Source organism: Thermosipho atlanticus DSM 15807 (assembly GCF_900129985.1).
GTDB classification, from domain to species: Bacteria; Thermotogota; Thermotogae; order Thermotogales; family Fervidobacteriaceae; genus Thermosipho_A; species Thermosipho_A atlanticus.
On record NZ_FQXN01000005.1, the window covers coordinates 1 to 21,734 of the forward strand.

General features: G+C 34.4%; 38 protein-coding genes. All 38 read right to left on the reverse strand.

The features are described 5' to 3' along the window. Window positions 1–246 precede the first annotated feature (246 nt). Complete coding sequence (gene glnA / locus BUB65_RS06350; protein ID WP_073073351.1) at window positions 247–1,566, reverse strand: type I glutamate--ammonia ligase; 1,320 nt, start codon at window positions 1,564–1,566, stop codon at window positions 247–249. A gap of 112 nt (window positions 1,567–1,678) precedes the next feature. Then, the gene (locus BUB65_RS06355) at window positions 1,679–2,575 is read right to left on the reverse strand and encodes an RluA family pseudouridine synthase (RefSeq protein WP_084728061.1); all 897 of its coding nucleotides are present in this window, start codon (window positions 2,573–2,575) and stop codon (window positions 1,679–1,681) included. Beyond that, complete coding sequence (gene lspA / locus BUB65_RS06360) at window positions 2,475–3,020, reverse strand: signal peptidase II (RefSeq protein ID WP_073073354.1); 546 nt, start codon at window positions 3,018–3,020, stop codon at window positions 2,475–2,477. The genes BUB65_RS06355 and lspA overlap by 101 nt, the downstream gene beginning before the upstream one ends. A gap of 168 nt (window positions 3,021–3,188) precedes the next feature. Further along, a complete protein-coding gene (locus tag BUB65_RS06365) occupies window positions 3,189–3,914 on the reverse strand; it encodes a hypothetical protein (protein ID WP_073073355.1) in 726 nt (241 codons plus the stop codon). A gap of 1 nt (window position 3,915) precedes the next feature. Next, a complete protein-coding gene (locus BUB65_RS06370) occupies window positions 3,916–4,674 on the reverse strand; it encodes a YebC/PmpR family DNA-binding transcriptional regulator (protein ID WP_073073356.1) in 759 nt (252 codons plus the stop codon). Window positions 4,675–4,721: 47 nt separating this feature from the next. Further along, a complete protein-coding gene (gene clpP / locus BUB65_RS06375; RefSeq protein ID WP_073073357.1) occupies window positions 4,722–5,330 on the reverse strand; it encodes an ATP-dependent Clp endopeptidase proteolytic subunit ClpP in 609 nt (202 codons plus the stop codon). Then, window positions 5,317–6,624 (reverse strand): trigger factor, encoded by a 1,308-nt coding sequence (locus tag BUB65_RS06380; protein ID WP_073073358.1) that lies wholly within the window; start codon window positions 6,622–6,624, stop codon window positions 5,317–5,319. Before BUB65_RS06380 ends, clpP begins: the two co-directional genes overlap by 14 nt. 47 nt (window positions 6,625–6,671) lie before the next feature. Continuing rightward, complete coding sequence (gene rplQ / locus BUB65_RS06385; protein ID WP_073073359.1) at window positions 6,672–7,052, reverse strand: 50S ribosomal protein L17; 381 nt, start codon at window positions 7,050–7,052, stop codon at window positions 6,672–6,674. After that, complete coding sequence (locus BUB65_RS06390; protein WP_073073360.1) at window positions 7,053–8,036, reverse strand: DNA-directed RNA polymerase subunit alpha; 984 nt, start codon at window positions 8,034–8,036, stop codon at window positions 7,053–7,055. A gap of 6 nt (window positions 8,037–8,042) precedes the next feature. Beyond that, entirely contained in the window at window positions 8,043–8,672 is a 630-nt protein-coding gene (gene rpsD, locus BUB65_RS06395; protein ID WP_073073361.1) for a 30S ribosomal protein S4, read from the reverse strand. A gap of 13 nt (window positions 8,673–8,685) precedes the next feature. After that, window positions 8,686–9,078: a 30S ribosomal protein S11 gene (gene rpsK / locus BUB65_RS06400; RefSeq protein ID WP_073073362.1), complete on the reverse strand. Its 393-nt coding sequence runs from the start codon at window positions 9,076–9,078 to the stop codon at window positions 8,686–8,688. Between the two features lie 12 nt (window positions 9,079–9,090). Further along, window positions 9,091–9,459, reverse strand: coding sequence for a 30S ribosomal protein S13 (gene rpsM / locus BUB65_RS06405; RefSeq protein ID WP_073073363.1), 369 nt, complete (start codon window positions 9,457–9,459; stop codon window positions 9,091–9,093). 12 nt (window positions 9,460–9,471) lie between these two features. Further along, a complete protein-coding gene (rpmJ, locus tag BUB65_RS06410) occupies window positions 9,472–9,588 on the reverse strand; it encodes a 50S ribosomal protein L36 (RefSeq protein ID WP_073073364.1) in 117 nt (38 codons plus the stop codon). Between the two features lie 20 nt (window positions 9,589–9,608). Next, window positions 9,609–9,839: a translation initiation factor IF-1 gene (gene infA, locus BUB65_RS06415; RefSeq protein ID WP_143606710.1), complete on the reverse strand. Its 231-nt coding sequence runs from the start codon at window positions 9,837–9,839 to the stop codon at window positions 9,609–9,611. Then, window positions 9,823–10,590 (reverse strand): type I methionyl aminopeptidase, encoded by a 768-nt coding sequence (gene map, locus BUB65_RS06420; protein ID WP_073073366.1) that lies wholly within the window; start codon window positions 10,588–10,590, stop codon window positions 9,823–9,825. The genes infA and map overlap by 17 nt, the downstream gene beginning before the upstream one ends. A 7-nt stretch (window positions 10,591–10,597) precedes the next feature. After that, window positions 10,598–11,242, reverse strand: coding sequence for an adenylate kinase (locus tag BUB65_RS06425; RefSeq protein ID WP_084728069.1), 645 nt, complete (start codon window positions 11,240–11,242; stop codon window positions 10,598–10,600). Between the two features lie 10 nt (window positions 11,243–11,252). Next, window positions 11,253–12,539 (reverse strand): preprotein translocase subunit SecY, encoded by a 1,287-nt coding sequence (gene secY, locus BUB65_RS06430; RefSeq protein ID WP_073073368.1) that lies wholly within the window; start codon window positions 12,537–12,539, stop codon window positions 11,253–11,255. Between the two features lie 2 nt (window positions 12,540–12,541). Then, window positions 12,542–12,985 (reverse strand): 50S ribosomal protein L15, encoded by a 444-nt coding sequence (gene rplO / locus BUB65_RS06435; RefSeq protein ID WP_073073369.1) that lies wholly within the window; start codon window positions 12,983–12,985, stop codon window positions 12,542–12,544. 14 nt (window positions 12,986–12,999) lie between these two features. Beyond that, entirely contained in the window at window positions 13,000–13,185 is a 186-nt protein-coding gene (rpmD, locus tag BUB65_RS06440; protein WP_073073370.1) for a 50S ribosomal protein L30, read from the reverse strand. A gap of 4 nt (window positions 13,186–13,189) precedes the next feature. Continuing rightward, complete coding sequence (gene rpsE, locus BUB65_RS06445; protein ID WP_073073371.1) at window positions 13,190–13,720, reverse strand: 30S ribosomal protein S5; 531 nt, start codon at window positions 13,718–13,720, stop codon at window positions 13,190–13,192. Window positions 13,721–13,734: 14 nt separating this feature from the next. Then, on the reverse strand, window positions 13,735–14,103 hold the full coding sequence (gene rplR, locus BUB65_RS06450; protein ID WP_073073372.1) for a 50S ribosomal protein L18: 369 nt from the start codon (window positions 14,101–14,103) through the stop codon (window positions 13,735–13,737). A gap of 16 nt (window positions 14,104–14,119) precedes the next feature. Further along, window positions 14,120–14,674, reverse strand: coding sequence for a 50S ribosomal protein L6 (rplF, locus tag BUB65_RS06455; protein ID WP_073073373.1), 555 nt, complete (start codon window positions 14,672–14,674; stop codon window positions 14,120–14,122). Window positions 14,675–14,687: 13 nt separating this feature from the next. Continuing rightward, complete coding sequence (gene rpsH / locus BUB65_RS06460; protein WP_073073374.1) at window positions 14,688–15,092, reverse strand: 30S ribosomal protein S8; 405 nt, start codon at window positions 15,090–15,092, stop codon at window positions 14,688–14,690. Window positions 15,093–15,107: 15 nt separating this feature from the next. Then, window positions 15,108–15,293, reverse strand: a complete 186-nt coding sequence (locus tag BUB65_RS06465) for a type Z 30S ribosomal protein S14 (protein WP_004101463.1) — start codon at window positions 15,291–15,293, stop codon at window positions 15,108–15,110. Between the two features lie 15 nt (window positions 15,294–15,308). Then, entirely contained in the window at window positions 15,309–15,854 is a 546-nt protein-coding gene (gene rplE, locus BUB65_RS06470; protein WP_073073375.1) for a 50S ribosomal protein L5, read from the reverse strand. A 13-nt stretch (window positions 15,855–15,867) separates the two neighbouring features. Further along, window positions 15,868–16,188: a 50S ribosomal protein L24 gene (gene rplX, locus BUB65_RS06475; protein WP_073073376.1), complete on the reverse strand. Its 321-nt coding sequence runs from the start codon at window positions 16,186–16,188 to the stop codon at window positions 15,868–15,870. Between the two features lie 13 nt (window positions 16,189–16,201). After that, the gene (gene rplN / locus BUB65_RS06480; RefSeq protein WP_073073377.1) at window positions 16,202–16,570 is read right to left on the reverse strand and encodes a 50S ribosomal protein L14; all 369 of its coding nucleotides are present in this window, start codon (window positions 16,568–16,570) and stop codon (window positions 16,202–16,204) included. Continuing rightward, window positions 16,560–16,865 (reverse strand): 30S ribosomal protein S17, encoded by a 306-nt coding sequence (gene rpsQ, locus BUB65_RS06485; protein WP_073073378.1) that lies wholly within the window; start codon window positions 16,863–16,865, stop codon window positions 16,560–16,562. The genes rplN and rpsQ overlap by 11 nt, the downstream gene beginning before the upstream one ends. A gap of 5 nt (window positions 16,866–16,870) precedes the next feature. Beyond that, the gene (gene rpmC / locus BUB65_RS06490; protein ID WP_073073379.1) at window positions 16,871–17,071 is read right to left on the reverse strand and encodes a 50S ribosomal protein L29; all 201 of its coding nucleotides are present in this window, start codon (window positions 17,069–17,071) and stop codon (window positions 16,871–16,873) included. Beyond that, window positions 17,068–17,496, reverse strand: a complete 429-nt coding sequence (gene rplP / locus BUB65_RS06495; protein ID WP_073073380.1) for a 50S ribosomal protein L16 — start codon at window positions 17,494–17,496, stop codon at window positions 17,068–17,070. Before rplP ends, rpmC begins: the two co-directional genes overlap by 4 nt. 22 nt (window positions 17,497–17,518) lie before the next feature. Next, the gene (gene rpsC, locus BUB65_RS06500; RefSeq protein WP_073073381.1) at window positions 17,519–18,148 is read right to left on the reverse strand and encodes a 30S ribosomal protein S3; all 630 of its coding nucleotides are present in this window, start codon (window positions 18,146–18,148) and stop codon (window positions 17,519–17,521) included. 20 nt (window positions 18,149–18,168) lie between these two features. Then, a complete protein-coding gene (rplV, locus tag BUB65_RS06505) occupies window positions 18,169–18,615 on the reverse strand; it encodes a 50S ribosomal protein L22 (protein WP_073073382.1) in 447 nt (148 codons plus the stop codon). Between the two features lie 14 nt (window positions 18,616–18,629). After that, window positions 18,630–18,917 (reverse strand): 30S ribosomal protein S19, encoded by a 288-nt coding sequence (gene rpsS, locus BUB65_RS06510; protein WP_073073383.1) that lies wholly within the window; start codon window positions 18,915–18,917, stop codon window positions 18,630–18,632. Window positions 18,918–18,932: 15 nt separating this feature from the next. Further along, window positions 18,933–19,757 carry a 50S ribosomal protein L2 gene (rplB, locus tag BUB65_RS06515; RefSeq protein ID WP_073073384.1) on the reverse strand — a complete coding sequence of 275 codons (825 nt, stop codon included), beginning with the start codon at window positions 19,755–19,757 and terminating at the stop codon, window positions 18,933–18,935. 15 nt (window positions 19,758–19,772) lie between these two features. Continuing rightward, a complete protein-coding gene (gene rplW / locus BUB65_RS06520; RefSeq protein ID WP_073073396.1) occupies window positions 19,773–20,078 on the reverse strand; it encodes a 50S ribosomal protein L23 in 306 nt (101 codons plus the stop codon). Next, on the reverse strand, window positions 20,078–20,743 hold the full coding sequence (gene rplD / locus BUB65_RS06525; protein ID WP_073073398.1) for a 50S ribosomal protein L4: 666 nt from the start codon (window positions 20,741–20,743) through the stop codon (window positions 20,078–20,080). Before rplD ends, rplW begins: the two co-directional genes overlap by 1 nt. A gap of 39 nt (window positions 20,744–20,782) precedes the next feature. Continuing rightward, entirely contained in the window at window positions 20,783–21,400 is a 618-nt protein-coding gene (gene rplC, locus BUB65_RS06530; RefSeq protein ID WP_073073400.1) for a 50S ribosomal protein L3, read from the reverse strand. A gap of 22 nt (window positions 21,401–21,422) precedes the next feature. Then, on the reverse strand, window positions 21,423–21,731 hold the full coding sequence (rpsJ, locus tag BUB65_RS06535; protein ID WP_073073401.1) for a 30S ribosomal protein S10: 309 nt from the start codon (window positions 21,729–21,731) through the stop codon (window positions 21,423–21,425). Window positions 21,732–21,734 lie beyond the last annotated feature (3 nt).

The window sequence follows — 21,734 nt, forward strand, 5'->3', positions numbered from 1 at the left end:
TGTAAAATTACCTACTGCAGACATTATTAATGGAAGTGTCATTAATGCAAATAACATCACTTTTTTCCAGAATTTCTTCATATCTTTCCCCTCCTTATCTAATTTTTTAGAAATGAAACCTATTATTATCACAATATTATAAATTTCATTTTTATTGTAATTTATTTTAACAAAATGGTCAACTATTATCTGGAACTTTCCAGTAATGATGAATTTAGAGAAAAAAATAAGGAGGCTTAAGCCTCCTTATAGATTTTCATATTTATTTCGTTCCCAATCAGTTACATATATAGAAAATTCCTCCCATTCTTTCCACTTTAGTTCCATGAACTTATTGAAAATATGTTCTCCCAAAACTTCCTTAATTAAAGGATCTCTCTCTGCCTCTTTCAGGGCTTCTTCTAAATTTTTTGGAAGAGTTTTAATATCATAGTTATCTCTTTCTTTTTCATCCATCTTATAAATATTTTTGTCAACAGGTTTTGGTGGTTCAATCTTGTTTTCTATTCCATCTAAACCCGCGGCAATTAAAACTGCAAAGGCCAAATAAGGATTACAAGATGGATCAGGGGCTCGATATTCCAACCTTGTGCCCATACCACGAGCCATAGGTACTCTTATTAAAGCTGAACGATTTCCAAGAGACCACGCGATATTTACAGGGGCTTCATAACCGGGAACGAGTCTCTTGTAACTATTCACAGTTGGATTAGTTATCGCAGTAACTGCCCTTGCATGTTTTATTATTCCGCCAATAAAATATCTCATATCATTTGAAATATCTTCTTTTACTTCATCATAAAAAACATTTTTTTGCAAATCCCTTGAAAATAAACTCATATGAATATGCATACCACTCCCGTTCACACCAAAAAATGGTTTTGGCATAAAAGTAGCATGAAGATTGTTATTTACAGCCAGTGTTTTTATCACAAGTTTGACTGTTTGGACAGCATCCGCTGAAATAAGAGCATTACTATATCTAAAATCTACTTCGTGTTGTGAAGGAGCAACTTCATGATGAGTTGCTTCTACATCTATTCTCATCTCTTCAAGCATTACCGCTACTTCACTCCTTAAATTTTCAGCAACATCAACTGGTAACAAATCAAAATAACCTCCTACATCTAGAAATTCAAATACGGTTTTCCCGTTTTTTCTTGGGATGAGAAAAAACTCCACTTCTGGGCCTGTATGAGGAACATATCCCATATCTTTAGCCTTTTCCATTACCCTCTTTAATCTATATCGTGGGTCCCCTTCAAAAGGTGTTCCATCGGCTTTTAGTACATCACATATTAATCTGGCACTCTTCTGACCTTCTAGAGTCCAGGGTAAAATAGCAAAAGTTGAAACATCTGGTTTCAAATACATGTCTGATTCATCAATTCTTACAAACCCTTCGATCGAAGAACCATCAAACATTATTCCTCTATCAATTGCTCTTTCTAAATCATTAACGGGAATTTCTACATTTTTTAAAGTTCCATTGATGTCTGAAAATTGAAGCCTTATAAATCTAATACCCTCTTTCCTAACAATTTCGAAAATTTCCGATTTTTCCATAACAACACCTCCTTATTAACAAAGAAAGTCAATTAAGTGAATTTTTCTCAAAAATATTTCTCTTATTATATCATAATCAAATATTAAAATTAAAAAATTCAACTCATTAAAATTATTTATTTTTGATTTCAGACAAGATTCGAAGGACATTTTTAAAATCTTCCGGGAGGGGAGCAACGAAGGTCATCTTTTCTTTTGTTGTAGGATGAAAGAAGGAGAGTTTCAATGCATGAAGCATTTGTCTTTTTGCCCCATATACGGCATCTTTTTGACCTTTTCCATACAACTCATCACCTAGCAAAGGATGACCAATATACTTCATGTGAACTCTTATTTGGTGGGTTCTTCCTGTTTTTGGAAAAACTAGAACTAAAGTCCCTATACCAAAACGTTTTAAAACTTTGTAATAAGTTAATGCATTTTTTCCCCATTCAAGAGGAGCCATTTTTGTTCTAACTACAGGATTCCTTGCAAGCGATACTTCAATGGTCCCATAATCTTTTTTTATAATACCATGTACAATTGCAGCATATACTTTTTCGGTAACTCTATCTTTGAATTGTTGGGATAGACTTTGATGTGCTTTATCATTTTTGGCAACTACAATCACACCACTTGTATCTTTATCTAATCTGTGAACAATACCTGGTCTTAGTTCTCCACTTATTCCTTGTAAATCTTTACAATGATACATTAAAGCATTAACCAGTGTTCCAGAAGATATAGAAGGAGTTGGATGAACAATTATTCCCGGATCTTTATTTACAACTATAATATCTTTATCTTCATAGAGAATTTTTAATGGTATATTTTCTGGCAAAATTTCAACAGTTTTTGGTCTTTCAGGTAAATTTAAAGCAACAATATCACCAAGTTTTAGTTTATAACTTGGTTTTTTTACTTCATTATTAACTCTGACTTCGCCTTTCTTTATCGCTTTCTGTATAAATGTCCTCGAGATCCAATCCGGAGCTTTCTCCTGAACGTACTTGTCTAATCTCCATCCCACTTCTCTTGCCGTTACTTGAATTTCCAACATCTCGCCTCCGAAGAATAGTTATTGTAAGACCTATTGCACCTATGAGAATAAAAAAATCGGCAAGGTTATAAATGGTCGGCCAATAAGGCATAGTAATAAAGTCAACAACATAACCAAACCTAATTCTATCGACTATATTACCTAATGAACCTCCAACAATAAAACCTAAAAACATATTTGAAAAAAAAGATAATTTTTTAAACAAAGGAACCATAGCAATTCCAAGGGTTATTATCAAAGTTAAATAAACTACTATTTCTCTTGAATTTGCAAACAAACCAAATGCTATGCCTTTGTTCGTGGCATAGGTTAGATAGAAAAACCCTAGTAGCTTGGTTGGAGAGTATCTCCAAAATTCATTTGCAAAATACTTGGTAATTTGATCTATAACAAAAGCTAAACTCAGCCAGAACAAACAACCACCTCAAACTTTCTTGGGGATAAAAATCCTCCCTTGGTTGAAAATTACAAATTCAGATATTATTTATTACCTCTTACACCTTTGAAAGTGAAAAAAATTATTTAAATGCATACTAAACTAGCTTTTTTTACAACAAATTGCTCTTTAAAACCCGTTCTCTTTTTACCAAACAGGGAATTCTATTCTAAAACTTTTGAAATCTTTCTGGAATTTTCCATAAATGCCTAATTGCCCCCAATTTACAAAAACAGTTACTTCTTTATCTGTTAAAAACAAGTAATTATCTTTATTTCTCAATACAAATCCTAATTTTTTGTCGAATGGTAAGAGAAATAAAGCAGAATCTTTATATTTTAAATTTAAACCCATTTTTATAGAATCCTTCAAATAAATCACAAATCCATTTATATCGATTCCCAAAGCCGTTTCGCTTGAATTTTTTCCAATAAAGAAATTATATTGGCCAAATTTTAAACCCAGATTAACAAAATTCTTTGAAATCATAAAATCAATATTGTTAGAAAAAAAATACTGGTAGTTTCCATAAAAGCCTATAAATCCCCATTTTAAATTCAAACCTTCACTATACGGATTAACAAAGGTAGAAAAAGGAATATCTTTATGAAAGGAACCATACTCTACAGCGTACCTTTCAGAAAAAAGTTCAAACTGTATCTCCGGGGTTTTCGGAATAACAAAAGCAAAGCCCTGCTTCCAGGACGTTTCTAAACTATATCGAAGCAGGGCATTTATTTTCCAAAACGACATACTTTGACTAATGCTAAAACCATAACTTTGAAAGAAAGGATCAACCCAAAAATTTACAAAGTTGGCAAACACCGAAATTGAAAACAAAATAAGTGTAAGTAAAAATATTACCTTTTTCATTTTATCCTTCCAACTTTGACATTATTTTTTCCATTTCAGCATCATCAATATCAAAATTTGCATAAACTTCTTGTACATCGTCGTTATCTTCAAGAACACTTATTAATTTTAGGACTTTTTCCGCATCTGCACCGGTAATTTTTACCGTATTTTTTGGAATAAATGTCACTTTTGCTTCCCCAACATATCCATTTTCTTCCAACTTTGTTTTAACTTCAGTCAACATATCTGGTGCTGTAATAACTTGAATGGGATCATCTTCTATAATATCTTCAGCACCTGCATCAATTGCGACCATTGCGAATTCCTCAAAATCAGCTACTTTTTCTTTTGGAATTTCAATGACACCTTTTCTATCAAAAAGCCATGCAACTGAACCGCTTTCTGCAAGTGATCCGCCATGCTTACTCAAAAGATGTCTCAATTCTTGTGCTGTTCTATTTTTGTTATCAGTCATAGCATAAATATATAAAGCAACACCTGCAGGGGCATAAGCTTCATAAATTATTTCTTGATAATCTACCCCTTCTAATTCTCCTGTACCTTTTTTAATTGATTTTTCAATTGTATCTTTAGGCATATTTGCTGCTCTTGCTCTTTCAAGAACTGCTCTTAATCTTGGATTTGTTTCTGGATCTCCTCCACCTTCTTTTGCGGCTACAATAATTTCTCTGATTAATTTCGTAAAAATTTTCGACTTCTTAGCATCCTGGGCTGCTTTCCTGTGCTTTATATTTGCCCATTTGTTATGACCTGACATTTTCTTTTACCTCCTTTAAAAATGACTCTACCAAAATTATATCATATTTATTTCCTGTCTTCCGGTCTAATAACTTTATCGATAATTCCATATTCAAGAGCTTCTTCCGCTGTCATAAAGAAATCTCGATCTGTATCCTTTTCGATCTTTTCAATCGGCTGACCGGTATGAAAACTTAAAATTTCATTAATTTTCGATTTAATTCTCAACAATTCTTTTGCAAGAATCTCTACATCTTTTGCTGGGCCTTCTGCTCCTCCCAATGGTTGATGAATCATTATCCTACTATTTGGAAGAGAAAATCTTTTTCCTTTAGTTCCGCCAGCTAAAAGAACTGCACCCATTGAAGCTGCTTGACCAATACAAATGGTTGTAATATCACATTTTACATACTGCATAGTATCGTAAATTGCTAATCCCGCACTTACAGAACCACCAGGTGAATTAATATACAACTGAATATCTTTATCGGGATCCTCAGCTTCTAAAAATAATAACTGTGCTACAACCAAATTTGCTACGTTGTCATCTATCACACTTCCTAAAAATATTATTCTATCCTTTAAAAGTCTTGAATAAATATCGTACGCCCGTTCATATCTTCCAGTACTTTCTATAACTATTGGCACAACCTGATCAATCTCATTCTTTTTCATTTTCCTCACCTTCTCTGTTTATATAAACAGTTTCTTTCTCAACAAATTCTGAGATTTTATCTAAAACTTTATCGACAAAAATCATATTCTCCACTTCCGCTCGAACTTCCGGTTTTTCCTTAACTATTACTTTTGCCCTTTCTATACTAATCCCCCAATACGGCGCGAGTAATTCTGCATATTTTTCTAATTCCTGATCACTGGCTTTTTTCTCAATGTTATTTTCTTTTGCGATTTTTTCAATTGCTGTTTCCTTTTTCAACTCTGTTACATAGTACTCTTTAAGATTTTCGATAGCTTTTTCTTCAGTCTCATATTTCTTTACAAAATCATTATATTTGTTTTCTTCTTTCATATTAGCAACAACAAGCCTTACTGCATAGTCTATAGTTTTGTCTGAAATAAACAAATCAGTTGCTTTGGGAAGTGCAGCAAGAATTTGTTCCCTTACTGAACTTTTCACTTCTCTATTGTAAATCTTTTCCCCTTCCTCTCTAAACTTTTCTTTTAACTGTTCAACTGTCTCCAAATGCATTTCAGTAAGGGTAGTTTTTACAAAATCATCAGTAATTTCTGGTAAATTTCTTTTATAAACCTCCAAGATCTCTATTTTATAATGATATTTTAAATTATTTTCCTTGTCTTCTTTCTCAAATTCTCTATCAAATTCCACTATTTCTCCCTTTTTGTGGCCCACTAAATTTCTAATAATAGGCCTTTCATCTTCTTTATACAAAACAAACTCATCTTCGTTACCATCAATTAATACTTTTCCTGTCTCAACATTGGTAACAGTTATTTTCACTCTAACAAGATCATCATATTCCGCTGGATCTTCTTTAGGTTCTATAACAGCATGTTCATCCTGCAAAGACTTCATTCTTATTTCCACATAATTCTCTAGAATTTCTTCTTTGTCTGCTATTTTGACTTTAATTTTCCCGAAATCCACATTTGCAACCGGCTTTTTATGTAAGTTAACTATTATTTTTGCTTCTTCTTTTGAAACTTCTTTACTAACAATTTCTGGAATGAGCAGCAAATTCGGTTCATTCTTTACGGAATCATAAATTAAATCAACTAACTTTTCGAAAACGAAAACATCATAAAAATCTTTTCCAAATCTAATTTTAAATACAGAAAGAGGAACCTTACCCTTTCTGAATCCTTCAACAGTATATTTTCTATTTAATTCAGTCAAAACTTTTTTCTCAGCTGATTCGATTTCGCTTTTATTAAATAAATATTCTTTTGTTACGATATTCTTTTCCACGCTAACTTCCTTGATTTCCATGCTACACCTCCTCATAAGAGTAAAAAAGGGGGAACACCCCCATCTATTTAATCTTCAACAAGTTTAATTAAGGACATCTCTGCTCCATCGCCTCTTCTAGGACCAACTTTATATATAGCAGTATATCCTCCAGGCCTTTCTAGATATTTTGGAGCAATCTCATCTACAAGTTTATTAACCATTCTTCTATCTCCAATTTGTTTGAAAATCTCTCTTCTAAGTGCAACACTTTTTACCTTATCATCTGCTTTTTTCGCTTTTATAGCTTTTGTCATTAATTTTTCAAAAAATATTTGTACTGCTTTTGCTTTGGGAGTTGTTGTAATTATACTTCCGTGTTCGATAATTTCTTTTGCTAAATTTCTTAGTGTAGCTTTTCTATGGCTTCCATATCTTCCTATTCTATGTCTTTTAACTCGGTGCCTCATTTATTTGTCCCCCTTTCCAAATGTGAGTCCAAACTTTTCTACTAACTTTTGTTTTACTTCATCAAGGGACTTTTGCCCAAAATTTTTAATTTTCAAAAGTTCTTCTTCTCCTCTACTAATCAAATCACCTATAGTCTCAATCTTGTCACGTTTTAAACAATTTAATGCTCTCATAGATAAATCGAGTTCATCAATTTTTCTACTTAAAATTTCGTCTTCATCTTTGATCTCTTCAGAGTAATCTGTTGTTGCTTCAACTGAAACTGGACCCTCTTCTATATCCACAAAACTTTCTTCAATTATCTTGAAATGATCATTGATTATTTTAACAGCTTGTCTCATTGCATCAATAGGTTCAATGTTTTTCTTTGTCCATACTTCAAGTATCAACTTATCAAAATCTGTTTTCTTTCCAACACGAACATTCTCAGAACGCCAATTAACCTTTAATACAGGGTTATATACTCCATCCAATACAATCCAACCTATTTCAGGTCTTTCAACTCTTTCAGCTGCAGGCACAAAACCTTTTCCAATAGTTGCGTACATTTCAATTTCAATATCTGCGTCTTCGTTTAATGTTGCAATGTGAAGGTCAGGATTTGTAACTGTTATACCTGCTGGAGTTTCAATATCTTTAGCTTTTATCTCGCCTTCACCTTTATGTTGTATCCTGAGCTTGACAGGTTCCTCAACATAATCTTCCATCTTTAGTTGGACTTTCTTGAGATTCAATAAAATTTCTATTATGTCTTCCTTTACCCCATCTACAGTATCAAATTCATGATACTTTTCTGGTCTAACAAATCTTACATCAGTTATTGCTAAAGATGGAATCGATGAAAGAAGAACCCTTCTCAAAGTATTACCTATCGTAATTGCATAACCCTTTTCAAGTGGAGCTAATACAAACCGAGCATAATAATAATCGTTTGCCTCACTGTGTTCCTCCATTTTAAGTTTCTTTGGCATAACAAATTCCATAATTCATCACCTCGAATACAATTCGATAATTGCTTGTACATCAACTGGAAGATCGATAACTTCTTCTAATTTTGGATGTCTTTCATATACTCCTTTGAAATTTTCGTAATCTACTGAAACCCATGGCATTCTATTCTTATCCCTATTAATTTCAATCGCGTTTTTAATGGGTTCGATACTTCTACTTTTTTCTCTCACTTCGATAACATCACCAGGTCTTACTTGGTAAGATGGGATCGTCACTTTTCTGCCATTTACAAGGAAATGTCCATGATTTACAAGTTGTCTTGCTGTTGTTCTATTAACAGCAAAACCTAATCTATAAACTACGTTATCGAGTCTTCTTTCAACCTGAAGGACTAAGTTTTCACGAGTATCCCCTGACTGTTTAGAAGCTTTTTCATAATATCTTCTAAATTGTGTTTCAAGCACACCATAAATTCTCTTCATAGTTTGTTTAGCTCTTAATTGGATTCCATATTGTGTCAATTTTTTTCTATCCCTTCCATGATCTCCAGGTGCAAATGGTCTCTTATCAAATGAACATTTATCTGTGAAACATCTTTCCCCTTTCAGGTACAACTTCATTCCTTCGCGTCTGCAAAGTTTACATTGTGGACCTGTATATCTAGCCATTTATTTCCCTCCCTTAAACTCTTTTCTTCTTAGGCCTACAGCCATTAAATGGTATCGGTGTTACATCTTTTATAGTTCCAATTTCTAGCCCTGCTGCTTGGAACGTTCTGATTGCTGCTTCTCTCCCAGAACCTGGACCTTTTACAAGAATATCAACTTTTTTTATACCAAGTCTTACGGCTTCTTTAGCAACTTGATCAGCAGCAAGTTGGGCAGCATACGGTGTGCCTTTCCTTGTGCCTTCAAAACCTGCTGTACCTCCACTTCCCCAAATAATTACTTTTCCATCCGGATCTGTTAAAGTTACGATTGTATTATTGTAAGTGGATTTTATGTGAACTACTCCATGATCAATGGCAATTTTTCTTTTTTTCTTCGTTGATGACCTACGAGTTTTTTTAGCCATTTATTTCCCTCCTTATTTTTTCTTCTTTATTCTACTTGGTCTTGGACCTTTTCTTGTTCTTGCATTCGATTTAGTTTTTTGGCCTCTCACTGGTAAACCAAGCTTGTGTCTCAATCCTCTGTAACATCCTATATCTATTAATCTCTTAATATTAGACATTACTTCTGATCTTAATTCTCCTTCTACTTTAAAGTTTTGCTGGATGTAATTTGCTATTTTACTTATTTCTTCATCTCCTAATTCTCTAACTTTCTTGTTTGGATCTATATTCGTAGCTTCACAAATTTGCTTTGCTCTAGTTCTTCCAATGCCATATATATATGTAAGAGCTATTTCTACCTTTTTATTATTAGGTATTTCGACACCAACAATACGAGCCATCTATCTCCCTCCTCAACCTTGCTTCTGATTATGCTTTGGATTAACTTTACAAATTACATATACTCTTCCTTTTCTTCTGATAATTTTACAATGCTCGCATCTTTTTTTGACAGAAGATTGTACTTTCATTTGTTACACTCTCCTTTCTTCTATACCTTTTTTCTGTATACTATTCTTCCTTTTGTTAAATCATAAATAGTAAGTTCAACAATTACTTTATCTCCAGGCACAAGCCTTATGAAATTTTTCCTCATTTTCCCACTAATATGTGCTAAAATTTTGTGGCCATTCTCAAGTTCAACTCGGAACATTGCGTTAGGCAAAGCTTCCACAATAGTGCCTTCCATTTTAATAATATCATCCTTATTCGACAAATGCATCACCCCTCAGGGTCAAAACTTCCGCTCCATTTTTCTTTACTAATACTGTGTGTTCAAAATGCGCCGCTCTTTTCCCATCTCTCGTTACCACAGTCCAACCATCTTCCAAAATTTCTACGTGCCAGCCGCCTTCAGTCACCATTGGTTCTATAGCAAGCGTCATACCCGCTTTAAGTATTATACCTGTTCCTTGTCTTCCATAATTAGGTATCTGTGGATCCTCATGTAGGGACCTTCCAACACCATGTCCCACAAAATCTCTAACTACATTAAATCCATTATCTTCAACATATTTTTGTATTGCCCAGGATATATCTCCCAATCTTACACCTTCTCTTACTTTATTTACTGCTATATCTAAAGCTTTTTTTGTAACTTTTACTAATTTTTCACCATTTTCATCCGTTTGACCTATTATATATGTATAAGCTCCATCGCCATAATAACCGTCAAAAACTGCTCCTACATCCAAAGAAACTACATCACCGTTTTTAAAAACTTTTTTCTTTAAAGGGAATCCGTGTATTACCTCATTATTCACTGAAACTGTGGTTATATATGGATAACCGTTGTAACCTTTAAAAGCAGGTTTACATCTAAACTCTTTCAAAATTCTATCTGCCAAAAATTCAAAATCCCAAGCCGTTGCTCCATCTACTGCCAATTTCTTTGCCTCATATAAAATCGTTCCTACTGCTCTCGAAGCTATTTTAATTTTTTCAATTTCTTCGGGAGTTTTTATATAAATCATCTCGTCGTCACCTTCTGATTATATTTAATACTTCTTTTATTACCGAATCAACACCAGAAGCTCCATCTATTGTAAAAAGTTTGTTTTGTTTTTGATAATATTCTATTACGGGATATGTATTATTCATATAAACTTTGTATCTGTTTCTTACTACTTCCTCTCTGTCATCTTCTCTTTGGTAAAGCTCTCCTCCGCAAATATCACATTTTCCATCTATTTTCGGAGGTAAAGTTATTAAATTATAAATTTTTCCGCATTTTTTACATATCCTTCTATTTGTAATTCTTTTAACAACTATGTCTTCGCTTACTTCAAAATATACTGCATATCCAAGTTCTCTACCCAAAGATGTGAGAATTTCGTCTAAAGCTTTTGCTTGATCTACAGTTCTTGGAAATCCATCAAGGATAAAGCCTTTCTTACAATCTTCATGTGAAAGTCTTTCTTTGACAATCGAAATTGTTAAATCATCAGGAACCAGATCCCCTTTTTTCAATATTTCTTCTACTTTTTTTCCAAGCTCAGAACCGGAAGCAACCGCCTCCCTGAACATATCTCCTGTTGATATGTGAGGAATTTCAAGTATTCTAACTAGTTCTTTTGCATATGTTCCTTTACCAGCCCCCGGAGGCCCTAAAAATACCATGTTCATATTCATGTGATCATCTCCTTCCAGGGAGCTTACCTTTTTTAACAAATCCCTCATAATTTCTCATAATAAGGTGTGCTTCCATTTGTTGAGCAACATCTAAGGCAACTCCAACTGCAATTAATGCACTTGTACCACCAAGCCAAATATTAACTCCGGTAATTCCTTGAATCAAATATGGCAATAACGCAATTATAACCAAGAATAACGCTCCAACAAAAGTAATCCTATTTAATACTCTTGTGATATATTGTTCTGTCGGTTTACCAGGTCTTATACCAGGTATGTATCCTCCATAACTTTTTATATTTTCCGCTATATCTTTGGGATCAAACACCACAATACTGTAGAAGTATGTAAAGAAGAATATAAGTACAGCATAAATAGTGATTATAACGGGACTTGTCATTGAAAATAGCGATTTAACTGTGTCAGATCTTGTAAGTTGAGCAATACCAACAGGAATAGAAACAATTGCCCAAGCGAATATTATAGGGATAACTCCACTGTGATTTACTTTAATAGGAATATGCGTTGATGTTCCTCCATATATTCTTCTTCCAACCATCCTTGAAGCATATTGTACCATTATTCTTCTTTCAGCTTGTTGAACATATATAATTCCAACTACCATAAGAATCATTACACCCAAAAGGAAAATCCATTCAAAAATATTCAATCCACCAAGAACTGCTCGTCTAAAATATGAAGGATATCTTGCTACAATTCCAGCAAATATCAACACACTTATACCATTACCTATTCCTTTTTCCGTAATTCTATCTCCAATCCAAAGTAAGAACATTGTACCTGCTATCAAAGAAACTGTTGCAACAAATGTAAACGTCCATAAAGGAACAACCAATATATTTTGGAAGCCTCTTCCTAGACCGAATGAAATTACAAATGCTTGAAGAGTTCCTAGTACTACTGTAAGATTCCTTGTAATTCTTTGAAATTTCTTCCTTCCCTCTTCGCCTTCCTTAAGCATTTCTTTCAAAGATGGAATAACTGAAGAAAGTAATTGTAAAATGATTGAAGCATTAATATACGGTGTAACACTCATTGAGAATATGGAAAAACTTCTAAAAGCTCCTCCAGTAAATACATCATAAAAACTTAATAAACCTCCTGCTGTACCAGTACCTAATTGAGCAAACGCAGCCCCCCATGCCTTTAAGTCCACCCCAGGAACAGGTATATAAATACCCAATCTAAAAACTATTAACATAAGTAGTGTGAATATTATCCTGTCTCTTAGTTCAGGGATTTTAAAAGCATTTTTTAAAGCTTTCCACATTTTTATATCACCTCAGCTTTTCCGCCAACGGCTTCAATCTTCCTCCTGGCACTCGAACTAAAGGCATGGGCAATTACTGTCAATGGTTTCGTTATTTCTCCATTTCCAAGGATTTTTACTCCATCATTAATTTTCTTTATCACACCAAGTTCCAAAAGCTTTTCTGGTGTTACTTCATCTCCAGAATTAAATAACTTTTCAAGCTGTTCAACATTTACAACTGTATATACCTTTTTATTAAAATTCTTAAAACCAAATTTAGGTAATCTTCTATGAAGTGGTGTTTGTCCACCTTCAAACCAAAGACTTACTTTACCTGCTCCTCTTGATTTTTGACCTTTATGACCTTTTCCAGAAGTTTTTCCTTTCCCAGATGCTATTCCTCTACCTACCCTTGTTCTTTTTTTCATGGAACCTGGTGTGGGTTTAAGCTCATCTAATCTCATGGTATATTACCTCCTTATTCCTCAATTTCCTCTACTTTTACGAGGTGCTTCACTTTCCTAACCATTCCTCTAATTTGAGGAACATCATCTTTTATAACTGAAGAATTAAGTTTTTTTAATCCTAACCTCTTTACTGTGTCTTTCTGATCATATCTATAACCAATTGGGCTTTTAACAAGTGTTATTTTTAACTTTTTCATTTACTTAACCCTCCTTTTTAACGCCATTGATAACTTCTTGTGGAGAAATATCTCTAAGCTGTGCAACTTTTTCCAATGATAGGAGGCTCTTTAGACCATTTACTGTTGCTTGAGCTAATACAACAGGATTTGTTGATCCACTACTTTTCGTCAATATATTATGAATTCCTGCTAATTCTACTACTGCACGAACTGTACCATTGGAAATGATTCCTGTACCTGGTGCAGCAGGTTTAAGAAGAACCTTTGCGGCATCTTGTCTACCTACTGTTTCGTGAGGAATTGTTCCATTATAAATAGGAACAACAAATACATTTCTTCTTGCAGCAGAAAGTGCCTTCCTTATCGCATCGGGAACTTCTCTTGCTTTTCCTACGCCTACACCTACCTTACCATTTCTATTTCCAACTACAGCAAGAACCCTAAAAGAAAGATTTTTCCCACCTTTAGTAACCTTTGTTGTTCTTCTTATTTCAACTATTCTTTCTTCGAATTCTTCTCCTGTGGTCTTTATTTTCTGTGCAATGTCTGCCATTCAGTGCACCTCCTTTAAAATTCCAAACCGGCTTCTCTAGCACCATCAGCGAGTTCTTTAATTCTGCCGTGGTATCTATAACCACCTCTATCAAATACTACCTTTTTTATACCTTTTTCAATTGCTCTTTTACCAATCAATTTTCCTACTTCACGTGCTGCTTCTTTGTTCCAAGTTTTCTTTAAGACTTCTCTTAACTCCTTATCAAGTGTGGAAGCAGAAGTCAATGTATGACCTTTGTCATCATCAATAATCTGTGCATAAATATGTTTTTCGCTTTTGTACACACAAAGTCTTGGTCTATCTGCAGTTCCATATATTTTTTTTCTTATACTTAGATGTCTCTTTTTTCTTCTCCAATTCCTATTCTCTTTTTTTATCATCTCAGTTGTACCCCCTTTATGCTTTCTTTCCTTCCTTCATTCTTACAACTTCACCAACATATCTAATTCCTTTTCCAGAGTAAACATTTGGTTCTCTCCATCTTCGAATGTCTGCTGCTACTTGTCCAACTCTTTGTTTATCTATGCCACTTACAATTATCTTATTTGGGCTAGGAACTTCTACCTTAACATCTGAAGGAATTTCCATTTCTACAGGATGAGCATAACCAAGGTTCATTACAAGCTTGTTACCTTGAAGTTGTGCCCTATATCCTATACCAACTATTTCCAATTCTTTCTTAAATCCTTCTGTAACACCAATTACCATATTGTTAAATAATCTCCAATAAGTTCCAGTAAACATTTTCATTTTTTTGAGATCAGATCTTCTTTTCATTGCTTCAAGATTTGGACTTACGTTTATTTTATTTCCATCAATTTCCACTTTTACATATGGTAAAAACTCTTGTTTTAACTCTCCTTTGGGACCTTTAACTCTTAAAACATTTCCCTCTATTTTTACTTCAACACCATTTGGTATAACAATAGGTTTATTTGCTATACGGGACATTGAGCACACCTCCTTACCAGATGTAGGCGATTACTTCTCCGCCAACTCCAAGTTCTTTCGCTTGCTTGTCAGTTACAACTCCTTTTGAAGTTGTTAGAATCGCAATTCCAAGACCGTTTTTAACTTTTGGTAATTTGTCTTTGCTTACATATACTCTTCTACCGGGTTTGGATACCCTAACAATACCGTGAATTACCCTCTCTCTGTTTCTCCTTGTTCCTTTGTATTTCATTTGAATTCTTATAATTCCCTGTTTTCCATCTTCTATGTATGTGTAACCAGATATAAAGCCTTCTCTCTTTAAAATTTCCGCTATTTCTTTCTTCAAGTTAGAAGCTGGTATATCTACTTGATCTTTAAATGCGACGTTTGCATTTCTTATTCGAGTGAGCATGTCAGCTATTGGATCGCTCCACATTGTATTCCCCTCCTTTTACCATGTTGCCTTCCTAACACCCGGGAGTTTTCCCTCGTTGGCCATTTTTCTAAAACAAACTCTGCAGATTCCAAATTCTCTATAAACAGAATGTGCTCTTCCACATATCTTACATCTTGTATATTCTCTTGTTTTAAATTTTTTTGGCTTTTTCCATCTTTCAACAAGACCTTTTCTAGCCATATCGTAACCTCCTTATTATCTTTTAAAAGGAAAACCGAAAAGTTCCAATAATTTTCTCGCTTCATCGTCAGTCTTTGCAGTGGTAACTATAACTATATCCATTCCTTGTACCCTCTTGACTTGATCTGGAGAAATCTCTGGAAAAACTAATTGTTCAGTTAAACCAAACGAATAATTTCCCCTTCCGTCAAAACCGTTTGGATTTAAACCTCTAAAGTCTCTAACTTTTGGTAATACAAGGTTAATAAGTTTGTACAAAAAGTTGTACATATTCAAACCTCTTAAGGTTACTTTTAAACCTATTGGCATTCCTTTTCTAATTTTAAAGTTTGAAATACTCTTCTTGGCTCTAGTAACAACTGGTTTCTGCCCAGCAATTAACGCTAACTCTTTAGCATGGATTTCTATAACATCTTTATTTCGGGAACCTTCACCAATACCCATGTTGATAACAATTTTCTCAATTCTGGGGACTTGGTGAACATTTTTATATCCAAATTCTTTCATCATTGCTGGTATAATTTCATTTCTATACTTTTCTTTTAATGGTATGTACTGCATGCTCTATTCCTCCTTACTTGTCTATGACTTCTCCACATTTCTTACAATACCTTACTTTACTTCCATCTTCAAGAAATCTGAATCCTACTCTAGTTGCTTTTCCACAGTTTGGACACACGAGTGCCACCTTACTAACATATATAGGTGATTCCTTTTCAATTATTCCACCTTGCCTCATTTGAGCATTAGGCCTTTGATGTCTTTTAACGACATTAACACCTCTAACTATTACTTTATCTTCTTTTGGAATTACAGTGATAACCTCTCCTGTTTTTCCTTTGTCTTTTCCTGAAATTACTTGTACTGTATCACCTTTTCTTATTTTTCTTGCCACTGCACATCACCCCTTAAAATACTTCAGGCGCTAAGGAGACTATTTTCATAAAACCTTTTTCTCTTAGTTCTTTTGCAACTGGTCCAAACACACGAGTCCCCTTAGGCTCATTGAATTTATCAAGTACAACAGCAGCATTATCATCAAAGCGAATATATGTACCATCTGGTCTTCTAACTTCTTTTTTTGTTCTAACTATAACTGCTTTAACTACATCTCCTTTTTTCAAATCTCCATTTGGTACCGCATCTCTAACGCTGCACACAACTATATCTCCGATTGTTCCCCATTTTCTTCTTGAACCACCTAAAACTCTTATAACTCTCAATTGTTTTGCTCCAGAGTTGTCGGCAACATTGAGGTAGCTTTCATTAATTATCATCTTTACTACCTCCTTCCACGTCTACATCTTCTACCACATTTTCATCAGCAAATATCGATTTTTCAACTATTCTCAACACTCTCCATCTTTTAAGTTTACTTAAAGGTCTTGATTCTATAATTTCAACGGTATCACCTATTTGACATTCATTATTTTCGTCGTGAGCGTAATATTTTTTTGTTCTCTTTATATACTTCCCCACAATCGGGTGTTTTACTAATGTGTTTACAGCAACCACAACTGTTTTATCCATCTTGTTACTCACGACTTCTCCTATAAGTTTTTTCTTTGGCATGTCGATTACCTCCTTACACCCAGTTCTCTTTCCCTGAGAATTGTTTTGATTCGTGCTATATCTTTTCTTGTTTTAGATATTTGACTGTGATCATTAAGTTGTCCCAGGGCATTTTGGAATCTAAGATTCATTAATGTTCTTTTCTTTTCTTCAAGAAGATTTAATAACTCTTCATTTGTTAATCCTCTAAGTTCAGCAGCCTTCATACTGCTTCACCACCTATCTCATGTCTTTTTACTACTTTTGTTCTAATTGGAAGTTTTGTAGCGGCATATTCAAGAGCCTCTCTCGCTAATGTTTCATCTACCCCTCCTATTTCAAACAAAATTTTCCCAGGCTTTACAACCGCTACCCAACCTTCAACATTTCCTTTACCTTTTCCTAGCTTACTCTCTGCCGGGTGTTTTGTATAAGACTTATCCGGAAAAATTCTTATCCAAAGTTTTCCTGATTTTTTCAAAGTCCTAGTAATAGCAATTCTACATGCTTCGATTTGTTGTGCAGTTATCCAGTGTGATTCCATAGCTTTTAAACCATATTCTCCAAAATTTACCAAAGTTCCTCCTTTAGCTTTCCCTTTCATTCTACCACGATGTTGTTTTCTATATTTAACCCTTCTTGGCATTAACATGTCGAACTACCTCCTTTTGACGTCAGATATCGGCGTCGCCTTTATAAATCCAAACTTTTATTCCTATTGTTCCATATTTTGTTTCAGCTCTTGCAGTACCATAATCAATTATGGATCTAATTGTTTGAAGTGGAAGTCTTCCTTTTAGATACCATTCTGTTCTTGCAATTTCAGCACCTGCAAGTCTTCCGGCAACCATAATTTTAATTCCTTTAGCACCTTTTCTCATAGCATTTGAGATTGCCCTTTTCATAACAACTTTGTAGGATGCACGTTTCTCAATTCTCGCTGCAACATTCTCAGCCACCAATTGTGCATCAGTTTCAGGAGCTTTGATTTCTTCGATGTTAATAATAAATCTTCTATTAAATTTCCTTTCAAGTTCCTGTCTTAAATTAGTAATTTCCGCGCCTTTTTTACCTATAATTATACCTGGTCTTGCACTTTTAATTATTGCAATGACTCTTTCTGAATCTGGTCTTTCAATAACAATCTCACTTATACCTGCATGATTGTATTTTTTCTTAATTATTTTCCTTATTTCCTCGTCTTCAAGTAGGTATTCGGCGTAATTTTTTTCGTTAAACCAGGTTGCTTGCCAATCGGCTGTGAGACCTAGTCTAAATCCGCGTGGATGTACTTTTTGACCCACCTTACCACCTCACCTTTCTATTACTTTTCTTCCTTAGCTGCCTTTTCGGCTTCTTTATCTCTTACAATAACTGTTATATGTGACATTCTCTTTTGTATAATATCCGCACTACCTCTTCCTCTTGGCCATAACCTTTTCATCCTTGGACCATCATTAACATAACATGTATACACATATAAATTTTCTTCAGAAAGGTTATGATTATTAACTGCATTTGCCACTGCTGATTTTAACACATTTTTTATAATTCGTGCAGCCTTTTTAGGAGAAAATTCAAGAATTGTAAACGCTTCTGAAACATTTTTACCTTTAATTGAATTGGCCACACTCCTAGCTTTTCTTGGAGAAATTCTTACAAATTTTGCTACTGCTCTTGCTTCAAATATTGGCATTGTTGCTAATTTTTCTTTTCTTACAGAATGAAATTTGGATCGTTTCATTCCGTTTCTTTTAATTAGAACTTGCATTGTTTCCACCCTCCTCATTTTTTAACCTGACCCTTGCTTGCGGATTTATCTGCGTGTCCTCCAAATCTCCTTGTAAATGAGAATTCCCCTAATCGGTGACCAACCATATTTTCTGTTATATAAACTGGTATATGTTTTATTCCATTGTACACCGCTATTGTGTGCCCTACCATTTCCGGAATAATCATACTAGCTCTACTCCATGTTTTTATTATCTTTTTTTCGCCAGATTCATTCAATTGTCTAATTTTCTTTAAAAGTTTGGGATCTACGTAAGGTCCCTTTTTGGTGGACCTGCCCATCGTTGCACCTCCCTATTAACCATTTCTTCTTCTGACTATTAGTTTGTCAGACGCTTTTTTACCTCTTCTAGTTTTATATCCTTTAGCCAGTTGTCCCCATGGACTTTGTGGGTGATGACCTTTTCCTCTACCTTCCCCACCACCATGTGGGTGATCCACTGGATTCATTGCAACACCACGTACATGAGGTTTTCTTCCCATCCATCTAACTCTTCCTGCTTTTCCGTCAACTTCATTTTTATGATCTTCGTTACTTACAACGCCTACTGTAGCATAACATTTTACCGGAACCTTTCTCAATTCGCCTGATGGCATTTTGAGAAGAGCATAATTTCCTTCTTTTGCCATCAATTGACATGAACTACCAGCTGATCTTGCAATTTGTCCACCTTTTCCTGGAATAAATTCAACATTGTGAACGATTGTACCTACAGGAATATTTTCAAGTGGTAAAGCGTTCCCAGGCTTAATTTCAGCATCTGGTCCACTTTGAATCGTATCGCCTACCTTTAAACCTTGAGGAGCAAGTATATATCTTTTTTCTCCATCTGCATAAACTAATAATGCTATTCTTGCGGTTCGATTCGGATCGTACTCAATTGAAACAACTTTTGCAGGAATATTTATTTTATCTCTTTTAAAATCAATGATTCTATATCTTCTTTTATGCCCTCCGCCTCTAAACCTAACAGTGACTCTTCCATAATTATTTCTTCCACCTGTTTTTTTCAGAGGAACTGTTAAAGATTTTTCTGGTTCTCTTTTGGTAATTTCAGAAAAATCTGGAATTATCATTTGTCTTCTTCCAGGGCTTGTTGGTTTAAATCTCCTAAGACCCATCATTATTCACCCCTTTTAGTGTTCTCCTTCAAGTTCTTTAATTGTATATCCTTCTTTGAGAGTGACTATTGCTTTTTTCCACGATCTTGTGTATCCCTCTCTTGCCAATGCGCCTCGTCTAATATCTCTTTTAGGTTTTGGCTTTACATTAATAACGTTTACTTTTTCAACTTTCACTTTAAAAAGTTTTTCTATTGCTTCCTTTATTTGAATTTTATTTGCATCTTTCACAACTTCAAAAACATATTTTCTATCTTCTCTTGCATAATATGCTTTTTCACTAACAATTGGTCTAATGACAATATCTGCATAATTTTTCATTATCCGAGCACCTCCTCAATCTTCTGGACGGTACCCTGGATGAGCACAAGTTTATCATGATTTAATATATCATATACATTTAAACCATCAATTGTTACTTTTTCTGTTCCAGGATTGTCAGCAATAATTACCTTCACTCCTGGGATATTTCGTCCAGAAATCTTGACGTTTTCATAACCTTCAACTTTCTTAGGAAGAACAAATAGGACTTTATTTTCTTCAAGTCCAAGATTTTTCAAAATTTCTTTCAATTCTTTAGTCTTTGCTCTTTCAAACTTAAGCTCGTCAAGAACAATCAAATTTCCTTCTTTCAACCTCAAGGAAAGTGCTGACTTTAAAGCAAGTTTCTTCATTTTTTTATTCAATCTTTTAAAATAAACTTTTGGTTTTGGCCCATGAGCAACTCCTCCGTGTCTCCAATGAGGAGCTCTTATAGAACCCTGTCTTGCTCTTCCCATATGTTTTTGAGGCCAAGGTTTTCTCCCGCCACCCGACACTTCACCGCGTGTTTTGGTAGAAGCAGTTCCTGATCTTGAATTTGTAAGTTGCATATCTACATAGCGCCACATTAAATCAAAATTTGGTTCAATTGCGAAAACTTCATCTTTTAACTCAATAGCTCCAACTTTTTCACCTTGGATATTTAACAAATCTAACGTTGCCATTTCTCTATGCCTCCTTTTCTACATTTTCGAGGCTTGCTCTTATCCTCTTTTTGCTGCTCTTATGAGGACAAGGCCGCCCCTCGCTCCTGGAACTCCACCTTTAACTGCTATTAAGTTATTCTCTACATCAATTTTAACAATTTCTGAATTTAAGATTGTTACACGTTCGTTACCATATTGTCCTGGCATTTTTTTACCTTTGAAAATTCTTGCAGGTTCACTGTGTTGACCAACAGAACCGAGCTCTCTATGAAACTTCGCACCGTGAGATTTTGGTCCTCCTCTAAAACCCCATCTTTTCATTGCACCTGCAAATCCTCTACCTTTGGACCAACCTGTAATATCTATCTTGTCTCCTTCTTCAAATATATCTACTTTGATTTCTTGTCCTATTTCGAATTTTTCGGGTTCTTCTACTCTAAATTCTTTCAATATTTTTAACGGCTTTACTCCTGCTTTTTTGAAAACACCTTCCATTGGTTTGTTAACTTTTCTTGCTTCTTCAAAACCAAGTTGGATAGCATTGTAGCCATCTGTTTCTAAAGTCTTCTTTTGAATTACATAACACGGTCCTGCTTTAATTACTGTTACGGGAATGACTTTGTCATCTTTAAATACTCGAGTCATTCCTATTTTTCTTCCTATTATCATCTTCATCTTAAGCACCTCCAAGTTCGCATCACAGGTTGATTTCAACGTCAACTCCAGCTGGAAGGTTTATTTTCATAAGTGCATCAATAGTTTTTGGTGTAGGTTCTACAATATCAATTAATCTTTTGTGTACTCTTTTTTCGAATTGTTCTCTCGAATCCTTATGTTTCAAAGGTGATCTTAAAACAACATAAAGGGTCCTTTCTGTAGGTAAAGGAATAGGCCCTGATACTTTAGCATTTGTTTCTTTTACAACGTCAACTATTTTTTTTGCAGATTCATCTAGCAACTTATGATCATATGCTTTCAGCCTAATTCTTATCTTTTGTCCCGGCATTTT

Excerpts from the sequence above, each read along its gene's own strand:
- glnA (WP_073073351.1), bottom strand. The coding sequence starts at position 1,566 with ATGGAAAAATCGGAAATTTTCGAAATTGTTAGGAAAGAGGGTATTAGA.
- BUB65_RS06365 (WP_073073355.1), bottom strand. The coding sequence starts at position 3,914 with ATGAAAAAGGTAATATTTTTACTTACACTTATTTTGTTTTCAATTTCG.
- BUB65_RS06370 (WP_073073356.1), bottom strand. The coding sequence starts at position 4,674 with ATGTCAGGTCATAACAAATGGGCAAATATAAAGCACAGGAAAGCAGCC.
- clpP (WP_073073357.1), bottom strand. The coding sequence starts at position 5,330 with ATGAAAAAGAATGAGATTGATCAGGTTGTGCCAATAGTTATAGAAAGT.
- BUB65_RS06380 (WP_073073358.1), bottom strand. The coding sequence starts at position 6,624 with ATGGAAATCAAGGAAGTTAGCGTGGAAAAGAATATCGTAACAAAAGAA.
- rplQ (WP_073073359.1), bottom strand. The coding sequence starts at position 7,052 with ATGAGGCACCGAGTTAAAAGACATAGAATAGGAAGATATGGAAGCCAT.
- BUB65_RS06390 (WP_073073360.1), bottom strand. The coding sequence starts at position 8,036 with ATGGAATTTGTTATGCCAAAGAAACTTAAAATGGAGGAACACAGTGAG.
- rpsD (WP_073073361.1), bottom strand. The coding sequence starts at position 8,672 with ATGGCTAGATATACAGGTCCACAATGTAAACTTTGCAGACGCGAAGGA.
- rpsK (WP_073073362.1), bottom strand. The coding sequence starts at position 9,078 with ATGGCTAAAAAAACTCGTAGGTCATCAACGAAGAAAAAAAGAAAAATT.
- rpsM (WP_073073363.1), bottom strand. The coding sequence starts at position 9,459 with ATGGCTCGTATTGTTGGTGTCGAAATACCTAATAATAAAAAGGTAGAA.
- rpmJ (WP_073073364.1), bottom strand. The coding sequence starts at position 9,588 with ATGAAAGTACAATCTTCTGTCAAAAAAAGATGCGAGCATTGTAAAATT.
- infA (WP_143606710.1), bottom strand. The coding sequence starts at position 9,839 with ATGCATTTGTCGAATAAGGATGATATTATTAAAATGGAAGGCACTATT.
- map (WP_073073366.1), bottom strand. The coding sequence starts at position 10,590 with ATGATTTATATAAAAACTCCCGAAGAAATTGAAAAAATTAAAATAGCT.
- BUB65_RS06425 (WP_084728069.1), bottom strand. The coding sequence starts at position 11,242 with ATGAACATGGTATTTTTAGGGCCTCCGGGGGCTGGTAAAGGAACATAT.
- secY (WP_073073368.1), bottom strand. The coding sequence starts at position 12,539 with ATGTGGAAAGCTTTAAAAAATGCTTTTAAAATCCCTGAACTAAGAGAC.
- rplO (WP_073073369.1), bottom strand. The coding sequence starts at position 12,985 with ATGAGATTAGATGAGCTTAAACCCACACCAGGTTCCATGAAAAAAAGA.
- rpmD (WP_073073370.1), bottom strand. The coding sequence starts at position 13,185 with ATGAAAAAGTTAAAAATAACACTTGTTAAAAGCCCAATTGGTTATAGA.
- rpsE (WP_073073371.1), bottom strand. The coding sequence starts at position 13,720 with ATGGCAGACATTGCACAGAAAATAAAGACCACAGGAGAAGAATTCGAA.
- rplR (WP_073073372.1), bottom strand. The coding sequence starts at position 14,103 with ATGATAAAAAAAGAGAATAGGAATTGGAGAAGAAAAAAGAGACATCTA.
- rplF (WP_073073373.1), bottom strand. The coding sequence starts at position 14,674 with ATGTCCCGTATAGCAAATAAACCTATTGTTATACCAAATGGTGTTGAA.
- rpsH (WP_073073374.1), bottom strand. The coding sequence starts at position 15,092 with ATGTGGAGCGATCCAATAGCTGACATGCTCACTCGAATAAGAAATGCA.
- BUB65_RS06465 (WP_004101463.1), bottom strand. The coding sequence starts at position 15,293 with ATGGCTAGAAAAGGTCTTGTTGAAAGATGGAAAAAGCCAAAAAAATTT.
- rplE (WP_073073375.1), bottom strand. The coding sequence starts at position 15,854 with ATGCAGTACATACCATTAAAAGAAAAGTATAGAAATGAAATTATACCA.
- rplN (WP_073073377.1), bottom strand. The coding sequence starts at position 16,570 with ATGATAATTAATGAAAGCTACCTCAATGTTGCCGACAACTCTGGAGCA.
- rpsQ (WP_073073378.1), bottom strand. The coding sequence starts at position 16,865 with ATGCCAAAGAAAAAACTTATAGGAGAAGTCGTGAGTAACAAGATGGAT.
- rpmC (WP_073073379.1), bottom strand. The coding sequence starts at position 17,071 with ATGAAGGCTGCTGAACTTAGAGGATTAACAAATGAAGAGTTATTAAAT.
- rplP (WP_073073380.1), bottom strand. The coding sequence starts at position 17,496 with ATGTTAATGCCAAGAAGGGTTAAATATAGAAAACAACATCGTGGTAGA.
- rplV (WP_073073382.1), bottom strand. The coding sequence starts at position 18,615 with ATGCAAGTTCTAATTAAAAGAAACGGAATGAAACGATCCAAATTTCAT.
- rpsS (WP_073073383.1), bottom strand. The coding sequence starts at position 18,917 with ATGGGCAGGTCCACCAAAAAGGGACCTTACGTAGATCCCAAACTTTTA.
- rplB (WP_073073384.1), bottom strand. The coding sequence starts at position 19,757 with ATGGGTCTTAGGAGATTTAAACCAACAAGCCCTGGAAGAAGACAAATG.
- rplW (WP_073073396.1), bottom strand. The coding sequence starts at position 20,078 with ATGAAAAATTATGCAGATATTGTCATTAGACCAATTGTTAGTGAAAAA.
- rplD (WP_073073398.1), bottom strand. The coding sequence starts at position 20,743 with ATGGCAACGTTAGATTTGTTAAATATCCAAGGTGAAAAAGTTGGAGCT.
- rplC (WP_073073400.1), bottom strand. The coding sequence starts at position 21,400 with ATGAAGATGATAATAGGAAGAAAAATAGGAATGACTCGAGTATTTAAA.
- rpsJ (WP_073073401.1), bottom strand. The coding sequence starts at position 21,731 with ATGCCGGGACAAAAGATAAGAATTAGGCTGAAAGCATATGATCATAAG.